Source organism: Luedemannella flava (assembly GCF_039528515.1).
Taxonomy (GTDB): domain Bacteria; phylum Actinomycetota; class Actinomycetes; order Mycobacteriales; family Micromonosporaceae; genus Luedemannella; species Luedemannella flava.
The window spans coordinates 1-20896 of the sequence record NZ_BAAALT010000189.1 but is presented as its reverse complement, the minus strand read 5'-3'; the positions used below and the strand labels follow the sequence as shown (position 1 = coordinate 20896).

The 20896-nt window shown below is 73.6% G+C and carries 24 protein-coding genes and 1 pseudogene; 11 read left to right on the top strand and 14 right to left on the bottom strand.

Going from position 1 to position 20896, the window contains the following annotated elements:
• The 3 genes from ABD211_RS25100 to ABD211_RS25090 all read right to left on the bottom strand — a co-directional run.
• Nucleotides 1-907: outer membrane protein assembly factor BamB family protein (locus ABD211_RS25100; RefSeq protein ID WP_344136792.1), on the bottom strand; the 907-nt coding region annotated here is incomplete at its 3' end.
• An 86-nt stretch (nt 908-993) separates the two neighbouring features.
• A complete protein-coding gene (locus tag ABD211_RS25095) occupies nt 994-1479 on the bottom strand; it encodes an SRPBCC family protein (protein ID WP_344136789.1) in 486 nt (161 codons plus the stop codon).
• A gap of 73 nt (nt 1480-1552) precedes the next feature.
• Entirely contained in the window at nt 1553-2422 is an 870-nt protein-coding gene (locus ABD211_RS25090; protein ID WP_425560523.1) for a hypothetical protein, read from the bottom strand.
• Between the two features lie 95 nt (nt 2423-2517).
• Here ABD211_RS25090 and ABD211_RS25085 point away from each other — a divergent pair, with 95 nt between their 5' ends.
• The 3 genes from ABD211_RS25085 to ABD211_RS25075 all read left to right on the top strand — a co-directional run bounded on the left by ABD211_RS25085 (nt 2518) and on the right by ABD211_RS25075 (nt 5684).
• Entirely contained in the window at nt 2518-3717 is a 1200-nt protein-coding gene (locus ABD211_RS25085) for a homogentisate 1,2-dioxygenase (protein ID WP_344136783.1), read from the top strand.
• A 10-nt stretch (nt 3718-3727) separates the two neighbouring features.
• Nucleotides 3728-4882 (top strand): MalY/PatB family protein, encoded by a 1155-nt coding sequence (locus ABD211_RS25080; RefSeq protein ID WP_344136781.1) that lies wholly within the window; start codon nt 3728-3730, stop codon nt 4880-4882.
• 94 nt (nt 4883-4976) lie between these two features.
• Nucleotides 4977-5684 carry a glycosyltransferase family 2 protein gene (locus ABD211_RS25075; RefSeq protein ID WP_344136779.1) on the top strand — a complete coding sequence of 236 codons (708 nt, stop codon included), beginning with the start codon at nt 4977-4979 and terminating at the stop codon, nt 5682-5684.
• Here ABD211_RS25075 and ABD211_RS25070 read toward each other — a convergent pair.
• From ABD211_RS25070 to ABD211_RS25055, 4 genes are all read right to left on the bottom strand, one after another.
• Complete coding sequence (locus ABD211_RS25070) at nt 5674-6063, bottom strand: PPOX class F420-dependent oxidoreductase (RefSeq protein ID WP_344136777.1); 390 nt, start codon at nt 6061-6063, stop codon at nt 5674-5676. The genes ABD211_RS25075 and ABD211_RS25070 overlap by 11 nt on opposite strands.
• A gap of 122 nt (nt 6064-6185) precedes the next feature.
• On the bottom strand, nt 6186-6659 hold the full coding sequence (gene ispF / locus ABD211_RS25065) for a 2-C-methyl-D-erythritol 2,4-cyclodiphosphate synthase (protein WP_344136775.1): 474 nt from the start codon (nt 6657-6659) through the stop codon (nt 6186-6188).
• A gap of 199 nt (nt 6660-6858) precedes the next feature.
• Nucleotides 6859-7551, bottom strand: a complete 693-nt coding sequence (ispD, locus tag ABD211_RS25060) for a 2-C-methyl-D-erythritol 4-phosphate cytidylyltransferase (protein WP_344136772.1) — start codon at nt 7549-7551, stop codon at nt 6859-6861.
• A gap of 44 nt (nt 7552-7595) precedes the next feature.
• Nucleotides 7596-8081, bottom strand: a complete 486-nt coding sequence (locus ABD211_RS25055; RefSeq protein WP_344081004.1) for a CarD family transcriptional regulator — start codon at nt 8079-8081, stop codon at nt 7596-7598.
• 354 nt (nt 8082-8435) lie between these two features.
• Between ABD211_RS25055 and ABD211_RS25050 the strand changes: the two genes are divergently transcribed.
• Nucleotides 8436-9176 carry a hypothetical protein gene (locus ABD211_RS25050; protein ID WP_344136769.1) on the top strand — a complete coding sequence of 247 codons (741 nt, stop codon included), beginning with the start codon at nt 8436-8438 and terminating at the stop codon, nt 9174-9176.
• Here ABD211_RS25050 and ABD211_RS25045 read toward each other — a convergent pair.
• Genes ABD211_RS25045 through ABD211_RS25035 form a run of 3 tightly spaced genes read right to left on the bottom strand, consistent with a single transcriptional unit; the run spans nt 9173 to nt 12084 of the window.
• Entirely contained in the window at nt 9173-10201 is a 1029-nt protein-coding gene (locus ABD211_RS25045; RefSeq protein WP_344136766.1) for a type III polyketide synthase, read from the bottom strand. The two genes, ABD211_RS25050 and ABD211_RS25045, sit on opposite strands and share 4 nt — an antisense overlap.
• Nucleotides 10195-11361: an acyl-CoA dehydrogenase family protein gene (locus tag ABD211_RS25040; protein ID WP_344136763.1), complete on the bottom strand. Its 1167-nt coding sequence runs from the start codon at nt 11359-11361 to the stop codon at nt 10195-10197. The genes ABD211_RS25045 and ABD211_RS25040 overlap by 7 nt, the downstream gene beginning before the upstream one ends.
• 12 nt (nt 11362-11373) lie before the next feature.
• Complete coding sequence (locus ABD211_RS25035) at nt 11374-12084, bottom strand: methyltransferase domain-containing protein (protein WP_344136760.1); 711 nt, start codon at nt 12082-12084, stop codon at nt 11374-11376.
• Nucleotides 12085-12147: 63 nt separating this feature from the next.
• Here ABD211_RS25035 and ABD211_RS25030 point away from each other — a divergent pair, with 63 nt between their 5' ends.
• The 3 genes from ABD211_RS25030 to radA are packed head-to-tail and all read left to right on the top strand — an operon-like array spanning nt 12148 to nt 15184.
• Nucleotides 12148-12966, top strand: a complete 819-nt coding sequence (locus ABD211_RS25030; protein ID WP_425560524.1) for a UbiA family prenyltransferase — start codon at nt 12148-12150, stop codon at nt 12964-12966.
• 42 nt (nt 12967-13008) lie between these two features.
• Nucleotides 13009-13719 carry a copper chaperone PCu(A)C domain-containing protein gene (locus ABD211_RS25025; protein WP_486336264.1) on the top strand — a complete coding sequence of 237 codons (711 nt, stop codon included), beginning with the start codon at nt 13009-13011 and terminating at the stop codon, nt 13717-13719.
• A gap of 31 nt (nt 13720-13750) precedes the next feature.
• Entirely contained in the window at nt 13751-15184 is a 1434-nt protein-coding gene (radA, locus tag ABD211_RS25020; protein ID WP_344136751.1) for a DNA repair protein RadA, read from the top strand.
• Between the two features lie 123 nt (nt 15185-15307).
• Here the strand turns inward: radA and ABD211_RS25015 are convergent, their stop codons facing one another.
• Nucleotides 15308-15895: a hypothetical protein gene (locus ABD211_RS25015; protein ID WP_344136748.1), complete on the bottom strand. Its 588-nt coding sequence runs from the start codon at nt 15893-15895 to the stop codon at nt 15308-15310.
• A 120-nt stretch (nt 15896-16015) separates the two neighbouring features.
• Between ABD211_RS25015 and disA the strand changes: the two genes are divergently transcribed.
• Entirely contained in the window at nt 16016-17092 is a 1077-nt protein-coding gene (disA, locus tag ABD211_RS25010) for a DNA integrity scanning diadenylate cyclase DisA (RefSeq protein ID WP_344136745.1), read from the top strand.
• On the opposite strand, the gene ABD211_RS25005 is transcribed toward disA, so the two are convergent.
• Nucleotides 17089-17790: a hypothetical protein gene (locus ABD211_RS25005; RefSeq protein WP_344136742.1), complete on the bottom strand. Its 702-nt coding sequence runs from the start codon at nt 17788-17790 to the stop codon at nt 17089-17091. The two genes, disA and ABD211_RS25005, sit on opposite strands and share 4 nt — an antisense overlap.
• A gap of 99 nt (nt 17791-17889) precedes the next feature.
• On the opposite strand from ABD211_RS25005, the gene ABD211_RS25000 reads away from it, so the two are divergent.
• The gene (locus ABD211_RS25000; protein WP_344136739.1) at nt 17890-18417 is read left to right on the top strand and encodes a tetratricopeptide repeat protein; all 528 of its coding nucleotides are present in this window, start codon (nt 17890-17892) and stop codon (nt 18415-18417) included.
• A 229-nt stretch (nt 18418-18646) separates the two neighbouring features.
• On the opposite strand, the gene ABD211_RS24995 is transcribed toward ABD211_RS25000, so the two are convergent.
• Together ABD211_RS24995 and ABD211_RS24990 are read right to left on the bottom strand one after the other, a co-directional pair.
• Nucleotides 18647-19189, bottom strand: coding sequence for a peptide deformylase (locus ABD211_RS24995; protein ID WP_344136806.1), 543 nt, complete (start codon nt 19187-19189; stop codon nt 18647-18649).
• 14 nt (nt 19190-19203) lie between these two features.
• Nucleotides 19204-19722, bottom strand: a complete 519-nt coding sequence (locus ABD211_RS24990) for a glycine cleavage system transcriptional repressor (protein WP_344136736.1) — start codon at nt 19720-19722, stop codon at nt 19204-19206.
• Nucleotides 19723-19751: 29 nt separating this feature from the next.
• Between ABD211_RS24990 and ABD211_RS24985 the strand changes: the two genes are divergently transcribed.
• Both ABD211_RS24985 and ABD211_RS24980 read left to right on the top strand, forming a co-directional pair.
• Nucleotides 19752-20684 (top strand): HhH-GPD family protein, encoded by a 933-nt coding sequence (locus tag ABD211_RS24985; RefSeq protein WP_344136735.1) that lies wholly within the window; start codon nt 19752-19754, stop codon nt 20682-20684.
• Nucleotides 20685-20702: 18 nt separating this feature from the next.
• Nucleotides 20703-20896, top strand: a pseudogene (locus ABD211_RS24980) (hypothetical protein); the annotation flags it as partial.

Sequence of the window (20896 nt, the reverse complement as noted above, 5' to 3'; positions counted from 1 at the left end):
CCCCGGCGAGCCGGGCACCCGGCGCCCCGGCGCCGACCACGGCGGCCGCGACGCCGGCCGGCACGGTGCGCAGGGTGCCGTCCGGGTTCGGCTGCCGGACCTCGGTGCCGGCCACCACGAACGCGCAGTCGGTGTGGCCCGACGCGCACGCGGCCGGGGCCGGCGCCGCCGGGGCGGACCAGCTGCTCACGGCGCGGCCGGTGACCGGGTCGACGAATTCGAGCGTGCGACCGTTGCCGCACGGCGGGACGGCGAGCAGGCCGGCGCTCGACCAGACACCCGGCCGGCAGCCCGCGGCGACGTCGGTCGCCCACAGGGCCGCGCCGGTGCGCGCGTCGTAGGCGTGGACCGCCCCCGGGGCGCTCACCACGACCGCCGCCCGACCGTCCGCCGCCGTGGCGACGAGCAGCGCGGGCGGGTCGTGGACCGTGTCCGCGCCGGTGCGGCGGCCGTCGTAGGTGTCCTGGCCGACGGGGGCGTCGGCGCGCCACGCGACCCGGCCCCGGTGCAGGTCGATGGCGACCAGTTCGCCGTCCGACCACTGGGAGATGATCAGCGCGGTCCTGTCGGCGCCGGCGCGGGCGACGCCGACGAGCTGGGCGGGCCAGCGACGGAACGCCCAGTACGGGTTGGTCTCCTGGCGTTCGCCGACCGGGCCCTCGGCCCACACCCGGCGCTTCTCGGCGTGCACCCGCAGCCCGTCCACGACGAGCGGCATGACCCGGTGCGAGCCGAGCGGGCGCGGGTTGGGCTCCGTCGAGGCGGTCGGGAAGTCGGTGGTGGGCGGGGTCAGCAGGTCGCGGGAGCCGAGGACCCGGAGGCCGAGCAGGGCCAGCGCCGCGAGCAGCACGATGATCGCGATGACGGCCGCGACGCGGCGCACCGGCTTGCTGATCATCACACCCACGCAAGGCACTGTAACCGGCCCAAAGGCCACCACGCCGGCAACCGTGACCTGGACGACACCGGCGCGTCAGCCCGATGCTCAGCCTGTCAGGCTGCGGAGGACGCCATCGGGTCGGCGCACGCCGCCGCGAGCGCGTCAAGATCGCGGCGCAGGGCGCCCTCGGCGGTGCGGGCGGCGAGGCCGCCCAGGAAGAAGGCGACCGCCCGGCTGGCCCGCGACGACAGGTGGCCCTCGAAGACCGCGCCGACCATCGTGCCGCCGTGGGCCCGCCCCACCTCGACGGGACGGAAGGTGTAGGTGAGGGTGTAGTCGACGCCCGAGCCCGGTGAGGTGATCACGCACCGCTGGCGGACCTCGACCTCGGCGGCGAGCAGCTCCTCGGTCACGGTGACGTCGCCGCCCAGGGTGCGGGTCTCGCGCCAGCGGATGCCGGCCGCGAACGGGCCCGGCGTGAGCACCTCGACCGCATCCACTGTGGAGAGCCACTCCGGCCGGCCGGGCAGGTCGGTGAAGATCGCCCACACCACGTCGACGGGTGCGGCGATGGAACGGCTGACCGCGATGGTGGACACGGGCGCCCCTCCCCGTTCGTGTTCCGTACGAACCACGGTAGCGGAGCGTTGCCGCCCGATCACGCAGATTCTGTCAGTGCGGCGCGGGGTGAATAAGACTCAGCCTACTGAGGTCGCGCACGGGGTCATCGATGCTGGTGGAACCGAAGCTGATCCACATGGGACGCTCCTCGTGCCGCCGGGGACGGACGGCCTCGATGAGCGGCACCGGGTCGGTGCCCCCGAGCACCTGGGCGACCTCGACCACCTCCCCGCCGTCGGCCGCGGCAAGCGCCCCGACGAGTACGTTCAGGAAGCCGTGGTGGGTCAGCCCCGTGTCCGGGTCGCCGTGGCGGATCGCGTGGTGCAGCCCCGAGGTCAGCTTGAACGGCAGGTCGCGCTCGCGGCAGGCGCAGATGACGGCGGCCAGCTCCATCGGGGTCGGGAACAGCTCGGCGGCCAGCCCGCCGGTGCGGAACTTCGCCGCCACCCGCAGGCCCGTCGCCCGCGCCTCGGTGAGCGCGTCGAGGGCACTGCTCAGCCCCCAGGTCAGCGGGATCTCCGCGAACACGGGCAGGGTCGGCCAGGCCCGGGCCAGCTCCAGCAGGGCGGTCAGGCCGGGGATCGGGTCCTCGCCGCGTTTGGCCACCGGGACCTCGATCTGGGCGAGGTCGGCGCCGTCGAGGCCGGCGGGGGTGCCGCGCGCCCACTTGGCGAGCCGCGCGCGCACCACCGGCAGCTCCCCGACCAGGCCGATGGCCAGCGGGTCGGCGGGGTCGGGCACGCCGCGCAGGTCATCGAGGTCGGCCGCCGGCACGAGCAGGGGCCCGACCATGTCGGCGTACCAGGCCGCGTGGTGGGTTCGGTGGTCGGCCACCGCGTGCCGCAGCGTGGATCCGCCGGGGGGCAGAACGGAGGCGTCGTCGACCATCCGCCGAAACAGCGGCGGCACGCTCATTGACACGACTAGAGAACCTAACGGAGGCTACGACTAACGGACAATACCGACCGATTATCGGACGCAAACGGCCGGTGAGCAGGACAGAACGGAGGGTAGTGATGCCGTACTACCACCGCGTCGGACAGGTGCCGCCCAAGCGCCACACGCAGTTCCGTCAGCCCGACGGCACGCTCTACGCCGAGGAGCTGATGGGCCAGGAGGGTTTCTCCGCCGACTCCTCGCTGCTCTACCACCGCCGGCCGCCCACGGCCATCGTCGACGCCCGGGCCGTGGACCCGCCGGCGTCCGCCGGCCGCACGCCCAACCACCCGCTCAAGCCGCGTCACCTGCGTACCCACGCGTTGAAGACAGTGACCGGCGCGGACGCCGTGCGGTCCCGGCAGCCCTTGCTGGTCAACGACGACTGCCGCATCTCGTACGTGGTGGCCGACGCCCCCTCACCGCTCTACCGCAACGCGATCGGCGACGAGTGCCTCTACATCGAGGCCGGCACCGCGCGCGTGGAGACCACCTTCGGCGCCATGACCGTGGCCGCCGGCGACTACCTGATCATCCCGACGTCGACGATCCACCGGATCGTGCCCGACGGGCCCGTGCGGCTGCTCATCATCGAGGCGACGGGCCACATCGGACCGCCGCCGCGCTACCTGTCCGTGCGCGGGCAGCTCCTCGAACACGCTCCCTACTGCGAGCGCGACCTGCGCTCGCCGGCCGAGCCGCTGCTCGTCGAGGGCACCGACGTCGAGGTGCTCGTGCGGCACCGGCGCGGCTGGACGGCGTTCACCTACGCCCACCACCCGTTCGACGTGGTCGGCTGGGACGGCTGCCTCTACCCGTGGGCGCTGTCCATCCACGACTTCGAGCCGATCACCGGGCGGGTGCACCAGCCGCCGCCCGTACACCAGACGTTCGCCGGGCCGAACTTCGTCATCTGCTCGTTCGTGCCCCGCAAGGTCGACTACCACCCGCTGGCCATCCCGGTGCCCTACAACCACCACAACGTCGACTCCGACGAGGTGCTGTTCTACACCGGCGGCAACTACGAGGCCCGGCGCGGCTCGGGCATCGAGCAGGGGTCCATCTCGCTGCACCCGTCCGGGTTCACGCACGGGCCGCAGCCCGGGGCGGTCGAGCGCGCCATCGGCGTGGACTACTTCGACGAGCTCGCCGTCATGGTCGACACGTTCCGGCCGCTGGACCTCGCCGACGCGGCCGCCGACTGTGAGGACGACGCCTACGCCTGGACGTGGGCGCGAAACACCGGCGCCGGCCTCGACGTCGACCCCGCCACGGGTTGAGGATGGGCGGGTGGACAACCCGCTGGAACTGCTCAGCACGGCCGAGCTGCGGGCGCGACGCAGCATCAAGTGGCGGGCGTACGACCGGGACGTGCTGCCCCTGTGGGTTGCCGAGATGGATACCCCGCTCGCCCCCGCGATCGCGGCCGCGCTGACGGCCGCCATCGCGCGCGGCGACACCGGCTACGCCCACCCGGGGCGGCTGGCGGAGGCGTTCGCGGGGTTCGCCCAGCGCCGCCACGGCGGGTGGCTGCCCGACCCGGGCCGCATGCGGCTCATTCCCGACGTCAACACCGGCATCGCCGCCGTCCTGCCGCTCGTCACCGGCCCGGGCAGCGCCGTCGTCATCAACACCCCCGCGTACCCGCCGTTCACCCGCACCATCACCGCCGTGGGCCGCCGCGTGGTCGCGTCCCCGCTGCGCCGCGATGAGAACACCGGGGAGTACGCCCTCGACCTCGACCGGCTCGCCGACGACCTGGCCCGGCGGGACGTCTCGGCGTACCTGCTGTGCCACCCGCACAACCCGACGGGTCTGGTGGCCTCCCGCGCGGACCTGATGACGATCGCGGACCTCGCGTCGGCGCATGACGTGCAGGTGATCGTTGACGAGATCCACGCGCCGCTGTGCTACCCAGGGGTGTCCTTCACACCCTTCACGTCGCTGCCGCACGCGGCCGCCGACGGGGCCGTCGCGTTCGTGTCGCCGTCCAAGGCGTGGCACCTGCCCGGCCTCAAGGCCGCGCTCGCCCTCGCGCCCGGCGACGCCGGCTGGGCAACGCTGCGCTCGGTGCCGCCCGACCACGGCGCGGGCATCCTGGGGGTGATCGCCGGCGAGGCCGCGTACACCGCGAGCGACGACTGGCTCGACGCGCTGCTCGCCGGGCTCGACGACAACCGCCGGCTGCTCGCCACGCTGCTGACGGAGCGCCTGCCCGGCGCGGGCTACCGCCCGCCCGACGCCACCTACCTGGCGTGGCTCGACCTGCGCGCGCTCGGCCTCGGCGACGATCCCGCGGCGGTGCTGCTCGACCGGGGGCGCGTGGCGCTCTCCGCCGGCCCGGCGTTCGGCGCCCCCGGCCTGGGCTTCGCGCGGCTCAACTTCGCCACGTCAGCCGCGCGGCTCGCCGAAGCGGTCGACCGGATGGCCGTGGCGGTCGAATGATCCGCCCCGATTGACCCGGCGCTTCCGGTCGCGATGGAAACACGACGGCCGTAGGCTGGCGCGCATGCCTGCGTTCTTCAGGGAGCCGAGCCGGATGAAGTTGTCCATCCTGATGCCCGTCTACAACGAGGCCGCGACCATCGAGCTCGCCGTGAAGCGCGTGCTCGACGTCCCGTACCCATGCGATCTTGAATTTGTGATCGTGGATGACGGCAGCCGCGACGGCACCGCGGACCTGCTGGCCCGGGTGGCCGGCGACCCCCGCGTCACAGTCGTGTCCCACGCGACCAACCGGGGCAAGGGGGCCGCGATCCGCACCGCCCTCGACACCGCCACCGGCGACTACCTGGTCATCTGCGACGCCGACCTGGAGTACTCACCGGAGGAGATCCCCGATCTGGTCGCGCCCGTGCTGGCCGGCGACGCGGCGGTCGTCTACGGCACCCGCACGTTCGGCAGCCACTCGTCGTTCTCGTTCTGGTACGTGATGGGCAACCGGCTCGTGACGCTGTTCGCGAACGTGCTCTACAACTGCTACATCTCCGACCTGGAGACGTGCTTCAAGCTGATGCCGGTGGAGCTCTACCGCCGGCTCGGCGTCCGGTCGGCCGGCTTCGGCATGGAGGCCGAGGTGACGTCCAAGCTGCTCAAGCTGGGCATGCGCCCGTTCGAGGTGCCGGTGTCCTACCACGCGCGGGGGCGCGAGGAGGGCAAGAAGATCACCTGGCGGGACGGCGTCGCGGCGCTGTGGATCATCGCGCGGATCCGGTTCGGCTGGCGGACCGCCGCGGCTAGTGCGTGATGACCTTCGTCGCCTCGACCCGGCACACCACCCGCACGTTGGTCGGGCTGCTCTCGGTGAACGACTTTCCGTCGTAGCGCTGGGACAGCTCCTCGATCAGCTCCGGCCCGCCGTCCGTGGCCATGCTGACCGTGCCGCGCACCTCGACGTACCGGTAGCCGTCGGCCGGGTCGAAGAAGCACAGGCTGACGCGCGGGTCGCGCTGCATGTTGAGCGTCTTCCGGCGGCCGAGAATCGTCGAGAAGATGATCTCGTCACCGTCCCGCTTGGCCCAGATGACGCTCGACTGTGGACCCCCGTCGGGGTTGATGGTGGTCAACGTGACGAACACGTTCTCATCGATCAACCGCGTGGCAAGTTCGGGAAGCGCGACACCCATGGACGATCACCCTGCCACACGCGCTGGCCGCATCGCAAAGCGCGCAGAAGTCGACTTGTGCACGCTGTGACGCGCCTCTAAGGGTGCGGAAGTCGACTTCTGCCGGCGCGGAGCGGCGGTGGTCAGCCGCGGTGGAGGAGGGCGACCGCGATCGCCGCGAGGCCCTCGCCGCGGCCTGTGAGACCCAGGCCGTCCGTGGTGGTGCCGGAGATCGTTACGGGGGCGCCCGCCGCCGCCGAGAGGACGGCCTGAGCCTCGGCACGGCGATGGCCGATCTTGGGAGCGACGCCGATGACCTGGATCGAGACGTTGCCGATCTCGAAACCGGCGGCCTTTACGCGACGGGCGGTCTCCTCCAGGAGGGCGGCGCCCGAGGAGCCGGCCCACTCGGGGCGGTCGGTGCCGAAGTTGGAGCCCAGGTCGCCGAGCGAGGCGGCGGACAGCAGCGCGTCGCACGCGGCATGCGCGGCCACGTCGCCATCGGAGTGCCCGGCGAGCCCGTCCGCGCCGTCCCACAGCAGCCCGCCGACCCAGCACGGCCGCCCCGCCTGAAAGGCGTGCACGTCCGTCCCAACCCCCACCACCGGCACGATCACGCCCTCACCCTACGCGTCCCCCCGCCCCCCGCATCGAACCCCCGAAACACCGCGACTCGACTTCGCCCCGTCACGCCGGGTCGCTGTGCGCCACCCAAGAGGCAAGCCGACGATTGGACCGTTACGCAGGTAATTTCGCGCCGAGTTCCAGGCGTAACGGTCCAAACGTCGGCAGGACGTCCGGGTGGGAGGGGGTGGGTCAGGGGCGGAGGAGGAGTTCGGCTATCGCCAGGTCGAAGGGGCGGGTGATCTTCAGGGCCGCCTCGTCGCCGGGGACGCACTGGACGCGGACGCCCAGCGCCTCGGCGAGGCCCGCGTCGTCGGTGAGCGCCTCGCCGGCCGCCTCGTGGGCGGCGGCCAGGACCTCGCGGCGGAAACCCTGGGGCGTCTGGACCGCCCGCAGCGTCGACCGGTCGACGGTGCCGAGGGCCACCTCGGACGCGTCCACCGTGCGGATCGTGTCGACGACGGGCAGCACCGGCACGACGGCGTCGTGTCCGTCCCGGACGGCGGCGGCGACGCGCTCGACGAGCGCCGGGGGGACGAGCGCCCGGGCGGCGTCGTGGACGAGCACGATCGGGAAGTGTGCCGGCACGGCCGCGAGGGCGCGGGCCACGGAGTCCTGCCGGGTGTCGCCGCCCGCGACGACGATCAGATCAGTGGCGACCTCGGCGAGCATGTCCCGGACCGCCGTGACGTCTGTCGGCGGGGCGGCCACCACGAGGCAGCCGACGCTCCGGGCCGCCGCGAGGCGGCGGGCGGCGTGGACCAGGAGCGGGGTGCCGGCCAGCGTGCGCAGGGCCTTCGGGGCACCGGGGCCGAGTCGGGTGCCGAGACCCGCGGCCGGAACCAGGACCGCGACGTCACCGCGCGAGGGGGCATGCGCGGTCACGTCGCGGTCCTGTCTGAGTTGTGTGTATCGGAGGGTGCGGGGACTCAGGCTTCGGTGAGCACCTTGTCGAGCAGGACTTCGGCCGCGTCCTTGGTGCTCTTCTCGGCGAGGGCGACCTCACCGACGAGGATGTCCCTCGCCTTGGCGAGCATGCGCTTCTCACCGGCCGACAGGCCCCGCTCCCGCTCGCGACGCCAGAGGTCACGAACGACCTCCGCCACCTTGAGAGGGTTGCCGGAGGCCAGCTTCTCCAGGTTCGCCTTGTAACGCCGGGACCAGTTGGTAGGTTCCTCGGTGTGCGGGGCGCGGAGAACGTCGAAGACCTTACCCAGGCCTTCCTCGCCCACCACTTCCCGGACGCCGACGATCTCGGCATTTTCAGCGGGCACCCGAACCGTCAAGTCACCCTGGGCGACGCGAAGCACGAGATACTGCTTCTCTTCGCCCTTGATGACCCGAGTCTCGATTGCCTCGATGAGTGCGGCCCCGTGGTGGGGGTAGACAACGGTTTCGCCGACACTGAAAACCATAGGTTCGAAACCCCTTTCGCTGTGTCTAGGGTAACACGGGGCGCAACCATCAGCCCACCCCCGTCTTTGGCGTCGCCGCAGCTCAGAACCGTTGTGAGCGTTGACGCTCCAGCTTGACACGGCTACGCAGAGGTGCGCCCGGCCGTGGAATCAAGAGACGATCAAGAACGATCCGCGGGGAGCAGCCTGACTTATCCGGCAAGTGCGCTGAAAGACGCGCCGAACGGGCAACATCGCCACCCTGACAGTCGTGAGCACGCGTTAGACATCTTCGCGTCACGGGTATTTAGCTATGGCGTTCATTACACCCGTTGAGGGACAGTAGTAGCCAGGGGTGCGTGCAGGGAGGCAGCCATGGGCGTTCTCCGTCCAGACAACGGCGGCGCGCCACCGCCCGATGACGGAACGCCCCACGGCGTCCCCGACCTGCCGCCCGAATGGGGCACGATCGTCATCCCGGACAATGCCGCCGAGCTCGACCGCGAGGCCGCGCAGGTCCGCCGCGAGCTGCGTCGCGGCACGCGCGGCGGCCGCCTCCGGAAGATCTTCGGCGTCCCCGCCAACCCCAACGGCCTCGGCGTCCCGCTCATCATCATGAGCGTCGCCGTGATCACGACGTTGATCAGCCTCTTCGTGGTCACCTGGGACCGGCGCCCCGCCACGTACACGGCCGCCCCACCGACGGTGAGCACGGCCGGGACCCCGCTGCCCGACCTGACGTTCACCAACGCGGCCGGCGCGACGGTGACCCTGCGCCCCACGTTGCCCGCCGTCGTCCTGCTGGTCGACGGGTGCGACTGCGCGACCCTGATCAGGGACACCGCCGGCCTCGCGCCGCCCGGCGTCACCGTCGTCGTGGTCGCCGCGACGCTTCCGAAGATCGCCGAGGCCCGGCCCGACACGGTGGCGCTCGCCGACCCGCAGGGCGTCCTGCGTGGCCGCTACGCCGCCGGGTCCGGGCAGGCCGGCGCCCGGGCCGCCACCGCGCTGTTCGTCGACCGCCAGGGCACCGTGCGCACGACCGTGCCGGACGTCACCTCGATCGCGCGGCTGGGCACCGCGATGGCCGACCTCGCGACCGCCCCGACGAACTAGCCCACCAGCGCTCCGTACAAGGTCAACCCCGGGCCGAACGCCAGCATCATGGTCGGCGTCGGGCCGCGGTCCTTCAGCTTCTCCAAGATCATGAGTACGGTCGGCGACGAGCAGTTCCCGTGCTCGGCGAGCACGCCGCGCGACGCCGCCAGGTCGTCGTCCGCGAGCTCCAGCTCCTCGCCCACCACGTCGAGGATCCGGGGACCGCCGGGATGCACCGCCCAGGCGCCCACGTCCCCGACCGACAGCCCGTGCCCGGCCAGCATGCCCTCGACCAGCGGCCGCACGTGCGGCCGCAGCGCGTCCGGGACCTGCGGCGACAGCCCCATCCGGAACCCCAGGTCGGTCACCTGCCACGTCATGTAGTCCGCCGTCGTGGTGTCCGTCACCGAGGCCACCTCGCGTACCCCGTACTCCCCGGTGGTGGGCAGCAGCACCGCGGCGGCCGCGGCGTCCGAGAAGAGCGCGTGCGCGACCACCTGCTGGGGGTCGACGGCCGCCGGCTGGACGTGCAGGCTGGGCAGCTCCACGCAGAGCAGCACCGCCGGGCGGCCGCGCACGGCGACGAAGTCGCTCACCGCGCCCAGGCCGGGCAGCGCCGCGTAACAGCCCATGTGGCCCACGAACAGGCGCTGCGCGGTCGGCGGCAGGCCGAGGTCGCGGGCGAGCAGGATGTCCAGGCCCGGCGTCACGTAGCCGGTGCACGAGCAGACCGCGAGCAGGCCGATGTCGCTCGCCGCGACGCCCGCCTCGGCCAACGCGGCGCTGACCGCCTCCTTGCCCAGCGGCAGGGCCTCGGCCAGGTAGCGCTCCATGCGCCGCGACGTCGGCCACTGCGAGACATCCTCGACCAGCGGGTTCGCGACGCCGTGCCGGGTCGCCACGCCCGAGTTCTCGAACACCCGCTTGGCGAGGCCGCGCGCCACGCCCGCGTAGTGCCCGGCGAAGAACCCGTCGAACACGACCTGCTGGGACACGGGCGGCGGGTGCGCCACGCCGATCCCGGCGACGCGGGCGCTCACCATCGCGGCGCCGCCCCGTCAGCGTCCGGGTCGCCGCCCAGCGCGGCGATGCCCAGCCAGTCGGCGCACACGTCGGAGGTGGCCGGCTGCAGCGAGCCGCAGCGCGCGTCGCGGAACAGCCGCTCCAGCGGGTGCCCGCGCCGGCTCGCCGACGTGCCGGCCGCCTCCAGCAGCGACGCGGCCACGTCCATGGCCGTCGTGCCGGCCAGGTATTTCGCCCGCCACACCCAGCGGTTGGTGTCCGTGTGGCCGGGCGCCTCGGCGACCCTGCGGGCGGCCTCGTCGACGACGAGGCGGGCGGCGGCCACGGCCGCGTCCGCGCGCCCGACCCGGGCCCGCACCGAGGCCAGGTTCGACAGGCCGCGGCCGTTGTTCAGGTGCTCCACGGCCGCGTCCACACACGACTGGGCCACGCCCACGTAGACCGCCGCGTAGCTGGCGACCATCCAGTGCGGCATGAGCTGCGCGATGAACAGCGCCAGGCCCTCCACGCCGCCGAGCAGCGCGCTGTGCGGGACCGTCACGTCCAGGTGCAGGTCGTGCGACGACGTGGCGCGCATGCCCAGCGAGTCCCAGGTCGGCTCGACCGTGACGCCCTCGCCGGCCGGCACCAGGAACTGCGAGACCACCTCGTCATCCGTCGCCGACCGCGCCGCGACGAGGTACGCGTCGGCGTGCCCCGCGCCCGAGCAGAACGACTTGGCGCCCTTGATGTGGAACCCGCCGTCGACCGCCTCGTACCTCGTGGTGAGCTGCGACAGGCGCGAACCCACGCCGCGCTCGCTCATCGCGACCGCGTAGAACGCCCCCTGCGCCGCCGCGGCCAGGATCCGGTCGCGGTCGTCGAAGAACTCCGCCGGTACGCCCAGGGAGCGCGCCATCTCGTCGGGCACGCCGTTCAGCGCGCCCGTCACCGACGCGTGCATGTTGAACACCAGGGCCGTCGCGCCGTTGCCCCGGGCCAGCTCGAAGGCGACCTTCGCGTAGTCGGCGTAGTCCGCGCCGAGGCCCCCCAACCGCGACGGGACGAGCAGGCCGAACATCCCCGCCGCCCGCAGGTCGGCGAAGTCCTCGACGGGAAAGTCGCCGCTGCGGTCGTACCCGGCGGCTCTGTCGGCCAGTCGCGGCCTCAGCCGCGAGACCACCTCCCACGGTGCGGGCATCGCGTAACCCCCTCAGGTCTCGCTCTTGGTGCCGACTGCCTGGTAGAGCACGGCGGTCGAGCGCGACGGCACCATGCGCACCGTGCCGCGCCGCGTGATCATCCAGCGCAGCATCTGCCGGGCCGACGGCCGGAAGCCGGTCACCGTCAGCCTTACCCCGTGCCGGGCGGCCGCCTCGACGATCACCGATGGGCGCACAAACAGGCGCGGATCGTGGATGCCCGGCGGCGCCCCGCCCGGCACGCGTTCACCGATCGTGACGACGACGAGCCGCGCCCGGGCCGTCGCGTTGATCGTGTCCACGACGAGGGTGCCGCCGGGGCGCAGCAGCCGGCACGCCTCGGCGACCACCGCCGCCGGGTCGGGCACGTGCTCCAGGATCTCGCCGGCGGTGACCGCGTCGGCGCAGCCGTCGGCGAGCGGCACCTGCGTCACATCCGCGCGGATCGGCGCCACGCCGTGCTCGCGGGCCTGCTCCAGGGACGGCGTCACGAGGTCCACGCCCACGTGCCGGTAGCCCAGCCGGGCCGCGTGCGGGGCCATCAGGCCGGCGCCGCAGGCGAGATCGACCAGGACGGCTCTGTCGTGCGGCGCCGGGGGGAGCAGCGCGGCGCGGGCTGCCGCGATCCAGTGCAGCGTGACGAACTTCCCGTTCGGCCGCCACCACTCGTCGCGAAGATCTTCGTACTGGCGAACGTCGTTTCTCAGCAGCGCTCGCGGCATGGTTCAGCGTGACACGGAAGCGCGGCACCGGCCACACTTGGCTGCGTGTCGACGGTGGACAAAATGGCGCTCGCCGGGCTCGTGCGCGCCTGCCACCCCGAGCCGACGGCCGCCGTCACCGTGGGCTCCGCGCTGCTCGCGGTGGCCAGCGGGCGCCCTGTCGCCGGGGTTCTCGCCGTCGCGGCGGCCGTGCTCGCGACACAGTTGTGCACCGGTTGGCACAACGACTGGCTCGACGCTTCCCGGGACGCGCTGGTCGGACGGTCCGACAAGCCCATCCCCTCCGGGCTGGTGCCCCGACGAGCCGTCGGGCTGGCCGCGCTTGTCGCCGGTCTGGCCGCCGTGCCGCTCGCCCTGCTGTCGGGGGTCGTCGCGGGGCTGGTGCTGCTGGGGGCGCTCGGCTCGGCGCTGCTGTACAACTGGCCCCTGAAGTTCACCGTCCTGTCGCCGGTGCCCTACGCGGTGTCGTTCGGGGCGCTGCCGGCCTACATCATGCTCGGCGCCGGCGTCACGCCGGCCCTGTGGCTGGTCGCGGCCGGGGCGTGCCTGGGCGTCGGGGCGCACTTCGCCAACGTCATCCCCGACCTCGCCGACGACGCCCGCACGGGCGTACGCGGCCTGCCGCACCGGATCGGCGCGACGCGCAGCGCCGTCGCGGCCGCCGTCGGGCTCGGCGCCGCGAGCGCGCTGCTGGTCCTCGGGCCCGCCGGGCCGCCGTCGTGGCTCGCGCTGACGGGCCTGGTGACGGCCGCGTCGCTGCTGCTCATCGGGGGGTACGCGCAGGTGCGTCGGCCCGGGTCGCGGGTGCTGTTCCGGGTGGTCCTCGTGGTGGCCGTCCTCGACGTGGCGCTGCTGGTGGCGGCCGTGGGCGGGTCTGCGTAGGCGCCCGCACAGCGCCCATTACGCTGTAGCCCGTTGGAGACCGTGATCGAGGAGGACACTGCCGTGACCGCCAGCTCCCCGCGCCGCCGCGCCCGGATCATCGCCGGGTCCGTGCTGGTCGCCGGCCTGCTCGCCGTCTCCGCGTGCAGCGCGGGCCAGATCACGCAGACCTCCTCGCAGGTCGCCGCCGTCACCGGCGCCGAGGCCTCCGCCGGCCCGGCCGGCAGTGACGACACCACGGTCGCGCTGCGCGACCTCGTCGTCGCCTACGACGGCATCGAGGGCTACGCCGCCGGCGCGAACGCGCCGCTGGTCGTGCGCCTGTTCAACCAGACCGGCCAGGCCATCTCGCTGACGGGCGTGACCACCCCCGGCGTGGACGCCACCGGCAACCCCGCCGTCAAAGCCGCCTCGGTGCTGCTGGTCGACCCGAAGAAGGCCACCCCGACCGGCGGCGCGTCGGAGGAGGCCGCGTCGGCCAGCCCCGGCGCCACGGCGAGCCCGGCCGCCGAGAAGCCGGCCGGCGAGTCCAGCTTCCAGGTCACGATCCCCGCCGCCGGGTACGCCCTGCTGGTGCCCGGCGAGGGCCCGTACCTGCTGCTCAACAAGCTCTCCGCCGAGCTCGTCAACGGCGGGTCGATCCCGGTGACCTTCACCTTCTCCGACGGTGGCACGGTCACCGTGCAGGTGCCGGTCGGTCTGCCCGTCACCCCCGCGCCGCGCTCCCCGATGGACATCCACGGCGAGGAGTGAACCTGTCGGACCGGGGCGGTAGCGTCGCGGCGTGACGAGCGAGCCGAACCGGTTGCCCGCCGCCCGCGCCGCCAAGGCGCCCAGGGCGGCGTACGAGTGCGAGGTCTGCGGGCACCGACCCGCCAAGTGGGTCGGTCGCTGCCCCGAGTGCGGTGAGTGGGGCTCCGTCCTCGAGTCGGCCGCCGCGCCGGTGGTCGGCGGCCGCGTGGTCACCGCCCGCCGTCCCGCGCAGCCGGCCCAGCCGATCGCCACGATCAGTGTGGAGCCGGCCCGCGCCCGGCCGACGAACGTCCCCGAGCTCGACCGCGTCCTCGGCGGCGGCCTCGTGCCCGGCGCCGTGGTGCTGCTCGCCGGCGAGCCCGGCGTGGGCAAGTCGACGCTCCTGCTCGACGTCGCGCAGCAGTGGGCCGCCGCGCGCTCGGACGCCGGCCCGGCCCTCGTCGTCTCCGGCGAGGAGTCCACCAGCCAGGTCCGGCTGCGCGCGGAGCGCATCGGCGCCCTGCACGAGCGCCTGTTCCTCGCCGCGGAGAACGACCTCGGCGCGCTGGTCGGGCACATCGACGACGTCAAGCCCGGCCTGGTCGTGGTCGACTCGGTGCAGACGTTCTCGGCGCCCGGCACCGACGGCGTGACCGGCGGCGTGACCCAGGTCCGCGCGGTCACGGCCGCGCTGGTGTCGATCGCCAAGGAACGCGGCATCGCCATGGTGCTGGTCGGCCACGTCACGAAGGACGGTCACGTCGCCGGCCCCCGCGTCCTGGAGCACCTGGTCGACGTCGTGCTCCAGTTCGAGGGCGACAAGCACTCCTCGCTGCGCCTCGTGCGCGGCCTCAAGAACCGCTTCGGCGCGGCCGACGAGGTGGGCTGCTTCGAGATGCACGAGGGGGGCATCTCGAGCCTGCCCGACCCGTCCGGCCTGTTCCTCACCCGCTACAGCGAGGCGGTGCCCGGCACCGGCATCACGGTGGCGATGGAGGGCCGGCGGGCGCTGGTCACCGAGGTGCAGGCGCTCATCGGCGCCACGGTGGCCGGCTCCCCCCGCCGCACGGTCAGCGGCCTCGACAGCGCCCGCCTGGCCATGGTCCTCGCGGTCCTGGAGCGGCGCTCCCGCCTGCACCTGCACGACCGCGAGGTCTTCGCCGCCACGGTCGGCGGCATCCGCGTCACCGAGCCCGCCGCCGACCTCGGCGTCGCCCTGGCGGTCGCGTCGGCCGCCCACGAGCTCCCTCTGGCCAGCGACATGGTCGCGATCGGCGAGGTGGGCCTGACCGGCGAGATCCGCCGCGTCGGCGCCGTCCCCCGCCGGCTCGCGGAGGCGGCCCGCCTCGGCTTCCGCACGGCCCTCGTCCCGCCCGGCTGCGGCCCGGCCGCCACGGGCGACACCCCGGGCGGCATGACGGTCCTTGAGGTCCGCGACGTTCGCATGGCCCTCCACACAGCCACCCGCGCCCTCGCGGAGGAATGACTCCCCGAGCCTTCGCGGAGGAGTCACGTCCCACGCGCCCATCCGCCGCGTGACCCCGCACGCCCCTCCGACAGGCACGGCACCCGTCGGCCTCACCAGTGGGGCTTGACCCGGAGCGAGCGGTCAGTCCAGTTTGTCGATCAACAGGACGTGTTCGGGGGCGTAGGGTTCGAGACTTTCCAGCAGGTCGTAGGGGGCGCCTACGAAGTCGTCCAGGTTGACCGCCACGTCGTAGTCCGTGAGCGACTCCATGCTGCGCAACTGTCGCGCGTCGCGCAGGACGCCCTGGTCCCACCAGCGGGGACGGACGGCGGCGTCCGGCGACGCGCCCTCGGCGCACCGCACGAGCAGGACTGCGCGCCGCCGCACCGGCACCACGGTCAGCTCGCTGACCTGGTCCCACGGCAGCACCAGGATGCGCCCCAACCCGGGTCGCAGCCGCAACGCCGTCGGATCGGCCGCCACGTACGGGCGGCGGACGGCGGCGACGACCGTGGCCCCGATGACGACGCCGAACGCCGCGGCGAGCGACGGCACCGCCAGCGCCAGGGGGTTCAGGCGGCCGCTGCCCGGCAGCCGGGTCGGTTCGGCGCCGAAGAGAAGATCGGCGACCGCGACCACGAAGGAGCCGGAGAGCATGAGCCACCAGATCCGCACCAGTGCCCGTCGCGGGAACCTGCGGACCCACACCACCTCATCGTTTTCATCCACGGACACCGTCCACGGCAGGAGGGGCGAAGACGATCGCCACCATAGACCGTTTTGACATGTACGCAACACGAGGCGATACCGACCAACCGGCAGCGTAGTCGGCTACGTACACTGTGCGGCGTGCCCATCGACCGTGACGACCCGTTACGCACGACCCTGGCGCTGATGGCGCCGGGCACCGGGCTGCGCGACGGACTGGAACGGATCTTGCGAGGACGCACGGGCGCCCTCATCGTGCTCGGCTATGACAAGACGGTCGAGACCCTGTGCACGGGCGGCTTCCCGCTCGACGTCGAGTTCTCCTCCACCCGCCTGCGCGAGCTGTGCAAGATGGACGGCGCGGTGGTCCTGTCCAGCGACGGCACCCGGATCGTGCGCGGCGCGGTGCACCTGATGCCCGACCCGGCTATCCCGACCGAGGAGTCCGGCACCCGGCACCGCACCGCGGAGCGGGTGGCCCGCCAGACCGGCTTCCCGGTCATCTCGGTCAGCCAGTCGATGCGCATCATCAGCCTCTACGTCAACGGCCAGCGCCACGTGCTGGACGACTCCGCGGCGATCCTGTCCCGCGCCAACCAGGCCCTGGCCACGCTGGAGCGCTACAAGCTGCGCCTCGACGAGGTGAGCGGCACCCTCTCCGCCCTGGAGATCGAGGACCTGGTCACCGCCCGCGACGCGATCGCGGTGGTCCAGCGCCTCGAGATGGTGCGGCGCATCGCCGACGAAATCGAGGGGTACGTGGTGGAGCTCGGCACCGACGGCCGTCTCCTCGCCCTGCAGTTGGACGAGCTGATGGCCGGCGTGGACGCCGACCGGACGCTGGTGATCCGCGACTACCTGCCGCCCGGCCGGCGGATCCGCTCCATCGAGGAGGCGCTCGAGGAGCTGGACCGCCTGTCCGCGAACGACCTCATCGACCTGACCCTGGTGGCCAAGGCGCTCGGCTACCCCGGCACGGCCGAGGCGCTCGACGGCGCGGTGTCGCCGCGCGGCTTCCGCCTGCTGGCGAAGGTGCCGCGCCTGCCCGGCGCCGTGGTGGACCGGCTGGTGGAGCATTTCGGCAGCCTGCAGCGCCTGCTGGGCGCCACGGTCGAGGACCTGCAGGCGGTGGAGGGCGTCGGCGACGCCCGCGCCCGCGGCGTCCGCGAGGGCCTGTCCCGCCTGGCCGAGGCGTCGATCCTCGAACGGTACGTCTAGGTCAGGCGCAGGGCCGTCGGGCTGCTGTAGGCGGTGCCGAGGCGGCCGACCAACTGGTACGCCCCGATGGCGGGCGCCGTGGCCCCGGCCGTGCAGACCTTTTCGCCGGTCCCGCTGCGGCTGCGCTTGCCGTTCCACGTGAGGGTGAAGGCGACGGCGTCGTCGGGGGCGAACTTGCGCACGTCGGAGCCGTGCCGGGGGCTGCAGTCGTCCGAGGACCAGATCACCTTCTGGCCGTCCATGAGCCGCAGCTCCTGCGCGTCGGCGCCGATGTCGCGGGTGCAGGACCGCTGGCTGTTGTTGCGGAACTTGATGGTGAAGTCGATCGTCGCGCCGGCCGCGGCCTTGCCACTGGCCGGCGTCGCGGTGACCACCATCTCGGTGTCGGTGCACGCGCCGCCCTGGGCCGCCACGGTGGCCCCACCGCCGCCGGTGGGCAGCGTGAACGCGGACGGGCTCGGTGCCGGGCTGGTCGTGGCGGGCGCCTCGACGGTGGGCACGAGCACCGCCTCGCTCGCCGTGGGTTCGACCGCCTCCGCGCTGGGCGTCGGGGTGGCGGCCGCGCCGGTGGTGGCCTTACCGGCCGGGCCGGAGCACGAGTAGAAGATCACCATGAGGACCAGCACGATGGCGGTCAGCACAACGGCCCGGCGGCGCCAGTAGACGGCGGCCGGCAGTGGGCCGACGGTGAGTCGCATGATGTGACCACCCTATGCGGGCAGCCCCGGCGGGGACGAGGCGACGCGCCGCTGGACCCTCGCGATCCACAGTGGCCGGTCGGATGGCAAGCTGCGTTCATGATGGCGACGACGGAGTGGGAGCAGCGGCTCGCGGCCGCCTGGGACAGCCTCGGCGGGATCGCGGACGACGATGAGGCGGCCGGGGCCGCGTTCCGGGCCCGCATCGACGCGCTCGCCGACGAGCTGCCGGCCGGCACCGGCATCGCGTACTTCGAGCGCGCCTGCGCCTTCGACTCGACCGGCCACTCCGACCTGGCCGTCCCGCTCTACCGCGAGGCGCTCGCACTGGGTCTGACCGGCCTGCGCCGCCGCCGCGCGGTCATCCAGCTCGCGAGCTCACTGCGCAACGTCGGCCACCCCGAGGAGAGCGTCGCCCTGCTCACCGCGGAGCTGACCCGCGACGAGACCGACCCCCAGGCTGCCGACCTGCGGATGGCCGCCCACTGCGTCCTGGCGCTGGCGCTGACCAGCCTCGGCCGCGACCGCGAGGCGGTCGGCCTCCTCATCGGCGCCGTCGCCCCCACGCTGCCCCGCTACCAGCGCTCGATGGCGAACTACGCCCGCCTCCTCGTCGAACCCACCTAGGTCTCACTGAGCGTCACGGCTCTGCCGACCGGCCCCACCCCGCCCCACCCACTTTGCTCTGCTTCCCCATAGGAAGCACCACGCTCCGTGACGACCGTGGCCAGAGATCCAAGTCAAAGGCCCAGGTCAAAGGCCGATTCCTATAAGGAAGCAGAGCAAAGCGGGAGTGAGGGTGTGTGGGAACGAGCGAATCTCATGACGCTCCGCAACCTAACCCAACGTGACAGACCTAGAGGTAGGTCTGCCGGGGGTAGATCGCGTGGGCGCCGGCCACCCGGTCGAGGAACAGCAGGCCGTCGCAGTGGTCGATCTCGTGCTGCAGGGCGCGCGCCTCGAACGCGTCCGTGACGATCTCGATCGTCTCGCCCGTGCCGGGGAGCTGGCCGGTGACCGTCAGCCTGCCCGCCCGCTTCACGTCGCCGGTGAAGTCCGGCACCGACATGCAACCCTCGCGGCCCGCCTTCCACTGGGACGCCGAGGTGACGTGCGCGTTGCACAAGACAAAACACCCATGGGTCGTACGGGCCTTGGGGTGGCCGGTCACGTCGACCGCGAACACCTGGGCCCCGACGCCGACCTGGGGCGCCGCCAGGCCCACGCACCCGGGCGACACCCGCATCGTGGCGACCAGGTCGACGGCCAGCTGGACGACGGCGGGGTCGGCCGGGTCGACGGCCGGGCCGGCCGTGCTCAGCACGGCCGCGGGCGCGCTGACGACCGGCCGGACCGCGGGCGTCAGCGACGCCGCCGCGTCCGCCCACCGCGTCAGCAGAGCCGGCTCGGCAGTCACAGGACGTCCACCTCGACCGGGCGCAGGCCCGCCTCGACGCCCAGCTCCGCCGCGAGCCCGGCGAGCCGTGCGGTCAGCTCGTCGACGGCCACGCCGACCGGCAGGTCCACCTCGGCGATCACCAGGTACAGGTTGCCCGCGAGGCGGGTCGTCAGATCGGTGATGTTGCCGCCCGCGTCGGCGAGCAGCCGGGTCACCGACGCCACAATGCCCAGCCGGTCGGCGCCGTGCAGGCTCAGCACGTAGTGCCCGCCCGGCTCGGCGGCCGCGGCGTCCGGCTCGATCGGGCGGACGGTCGCCAGCAGCCGGCCGTCCGCGGTCAGCGGGTCGAGCGCGGCCTCGACCGCCGCCGGCTCCGCGTCGCCCGTGCAGACCAGCGTCATCGCGAAGTGCCCGCGCAGCCGCGTCATGGTCGAGTCGGTGAGGTTCAGCCCGAGGCCGGCGAGAATCCCGGTGGTCTCGGCGATGATGCCCGGCCGGTCGTGGCCGAGCACGGTGATGGCGAGTTCGTGCACGCCGCCATCGTGCAACAATCGGCGCCACGATGCCGCGACGCTCCGCAACCGTCCCGACGGACGGACCATCAGCCCCCGACCACCGGCACCTCCTGGCCGGGCTCGCCACCGACTGGTTCGCCGCCCACGCCCGGGACCTGCCCTGGCGCCGGCCCGGCACGACCGCCTGGGGCGTCCTGGTCAGCGAGGTCATGCTGCAGCAGACGCCCGTGTCCCGGGTGACGCCCGTATGGCTCGACTGGGTCGCCCGCTGGCCCACCCCCGCCGACCTGGCCGCCGAGCAGTCCGGCGAGGCGATCCGCGCGTGGGGCCGGCTGGGGTACCCGCGCCGGGCGCTGCGGCTGCACGCGTGCGCCGTAGCCGTCGGCGAACGGCACGGCGGTGAGATCCCCGACGACCTGGACCAGCTGCTCGCGCTGCCCGGGGTCGGGACGTACACGGCGCGGGCGGTGGCCGCGTTCGCGTTCCGGCAGCGGCACCCGGTCGTCGACACGAACGTGCGCCGGCTCGTGGCGCGGGCGGCCGGCGGGCTGGCCGACGCCGGGCCCGCCACGACCGCCGCCGATCTGGTGGCGACCGAGGCGCTGCTGCCCGCCGATCCGGCCGCGGCGGCGGTCGCCTCCGCGGCGTTCATGGAACTGGGCGCGGTGCGCTGCGTCGCCCGTACCCCCCTGTGTTTGCAGTGCCCACTGGTCAGCGTCTGCGCGTGGCGGCGGGCGAGTGACGCGGGGGTCGCGGTGGCTCTGAGCGGGCCGAGCCGCAAGCCGCAGCGGTACGCGGGGACGGACCGGCAGGTGCGCGGGCTGCTGCTCGGGGTGGTGCGCGGCGCCGACGTGGCCGTGCCGCGCGCGGCGCTCGACGTGGTCTGGGCCGATGACGTGCAGCGGGACCGCGCGCTGGCGAGCCTGCTCGCCGACGGGTTGCTGACGGAGCCCGTTCGGGGGTATTTCGCGCTCCCCTGACGGGCATACCATCCGGACGTGCCCCCGCTCCCCCCTCGGGCGGGCCGTTCCCTCGCCGCCGCCCTGCTCGCCGCCGCTCTCGCGGTCGCCGCCGTCGGTGCGTGCGCGAACGAACGCGCGCCCGGGGTCGCGACCGGCGGGCCGTCGTCGGCCGCACCGCCGGTCCCCACCCCGGCCCCGCTGACGTCGGCGACGCCCACGTCGACCCGGCC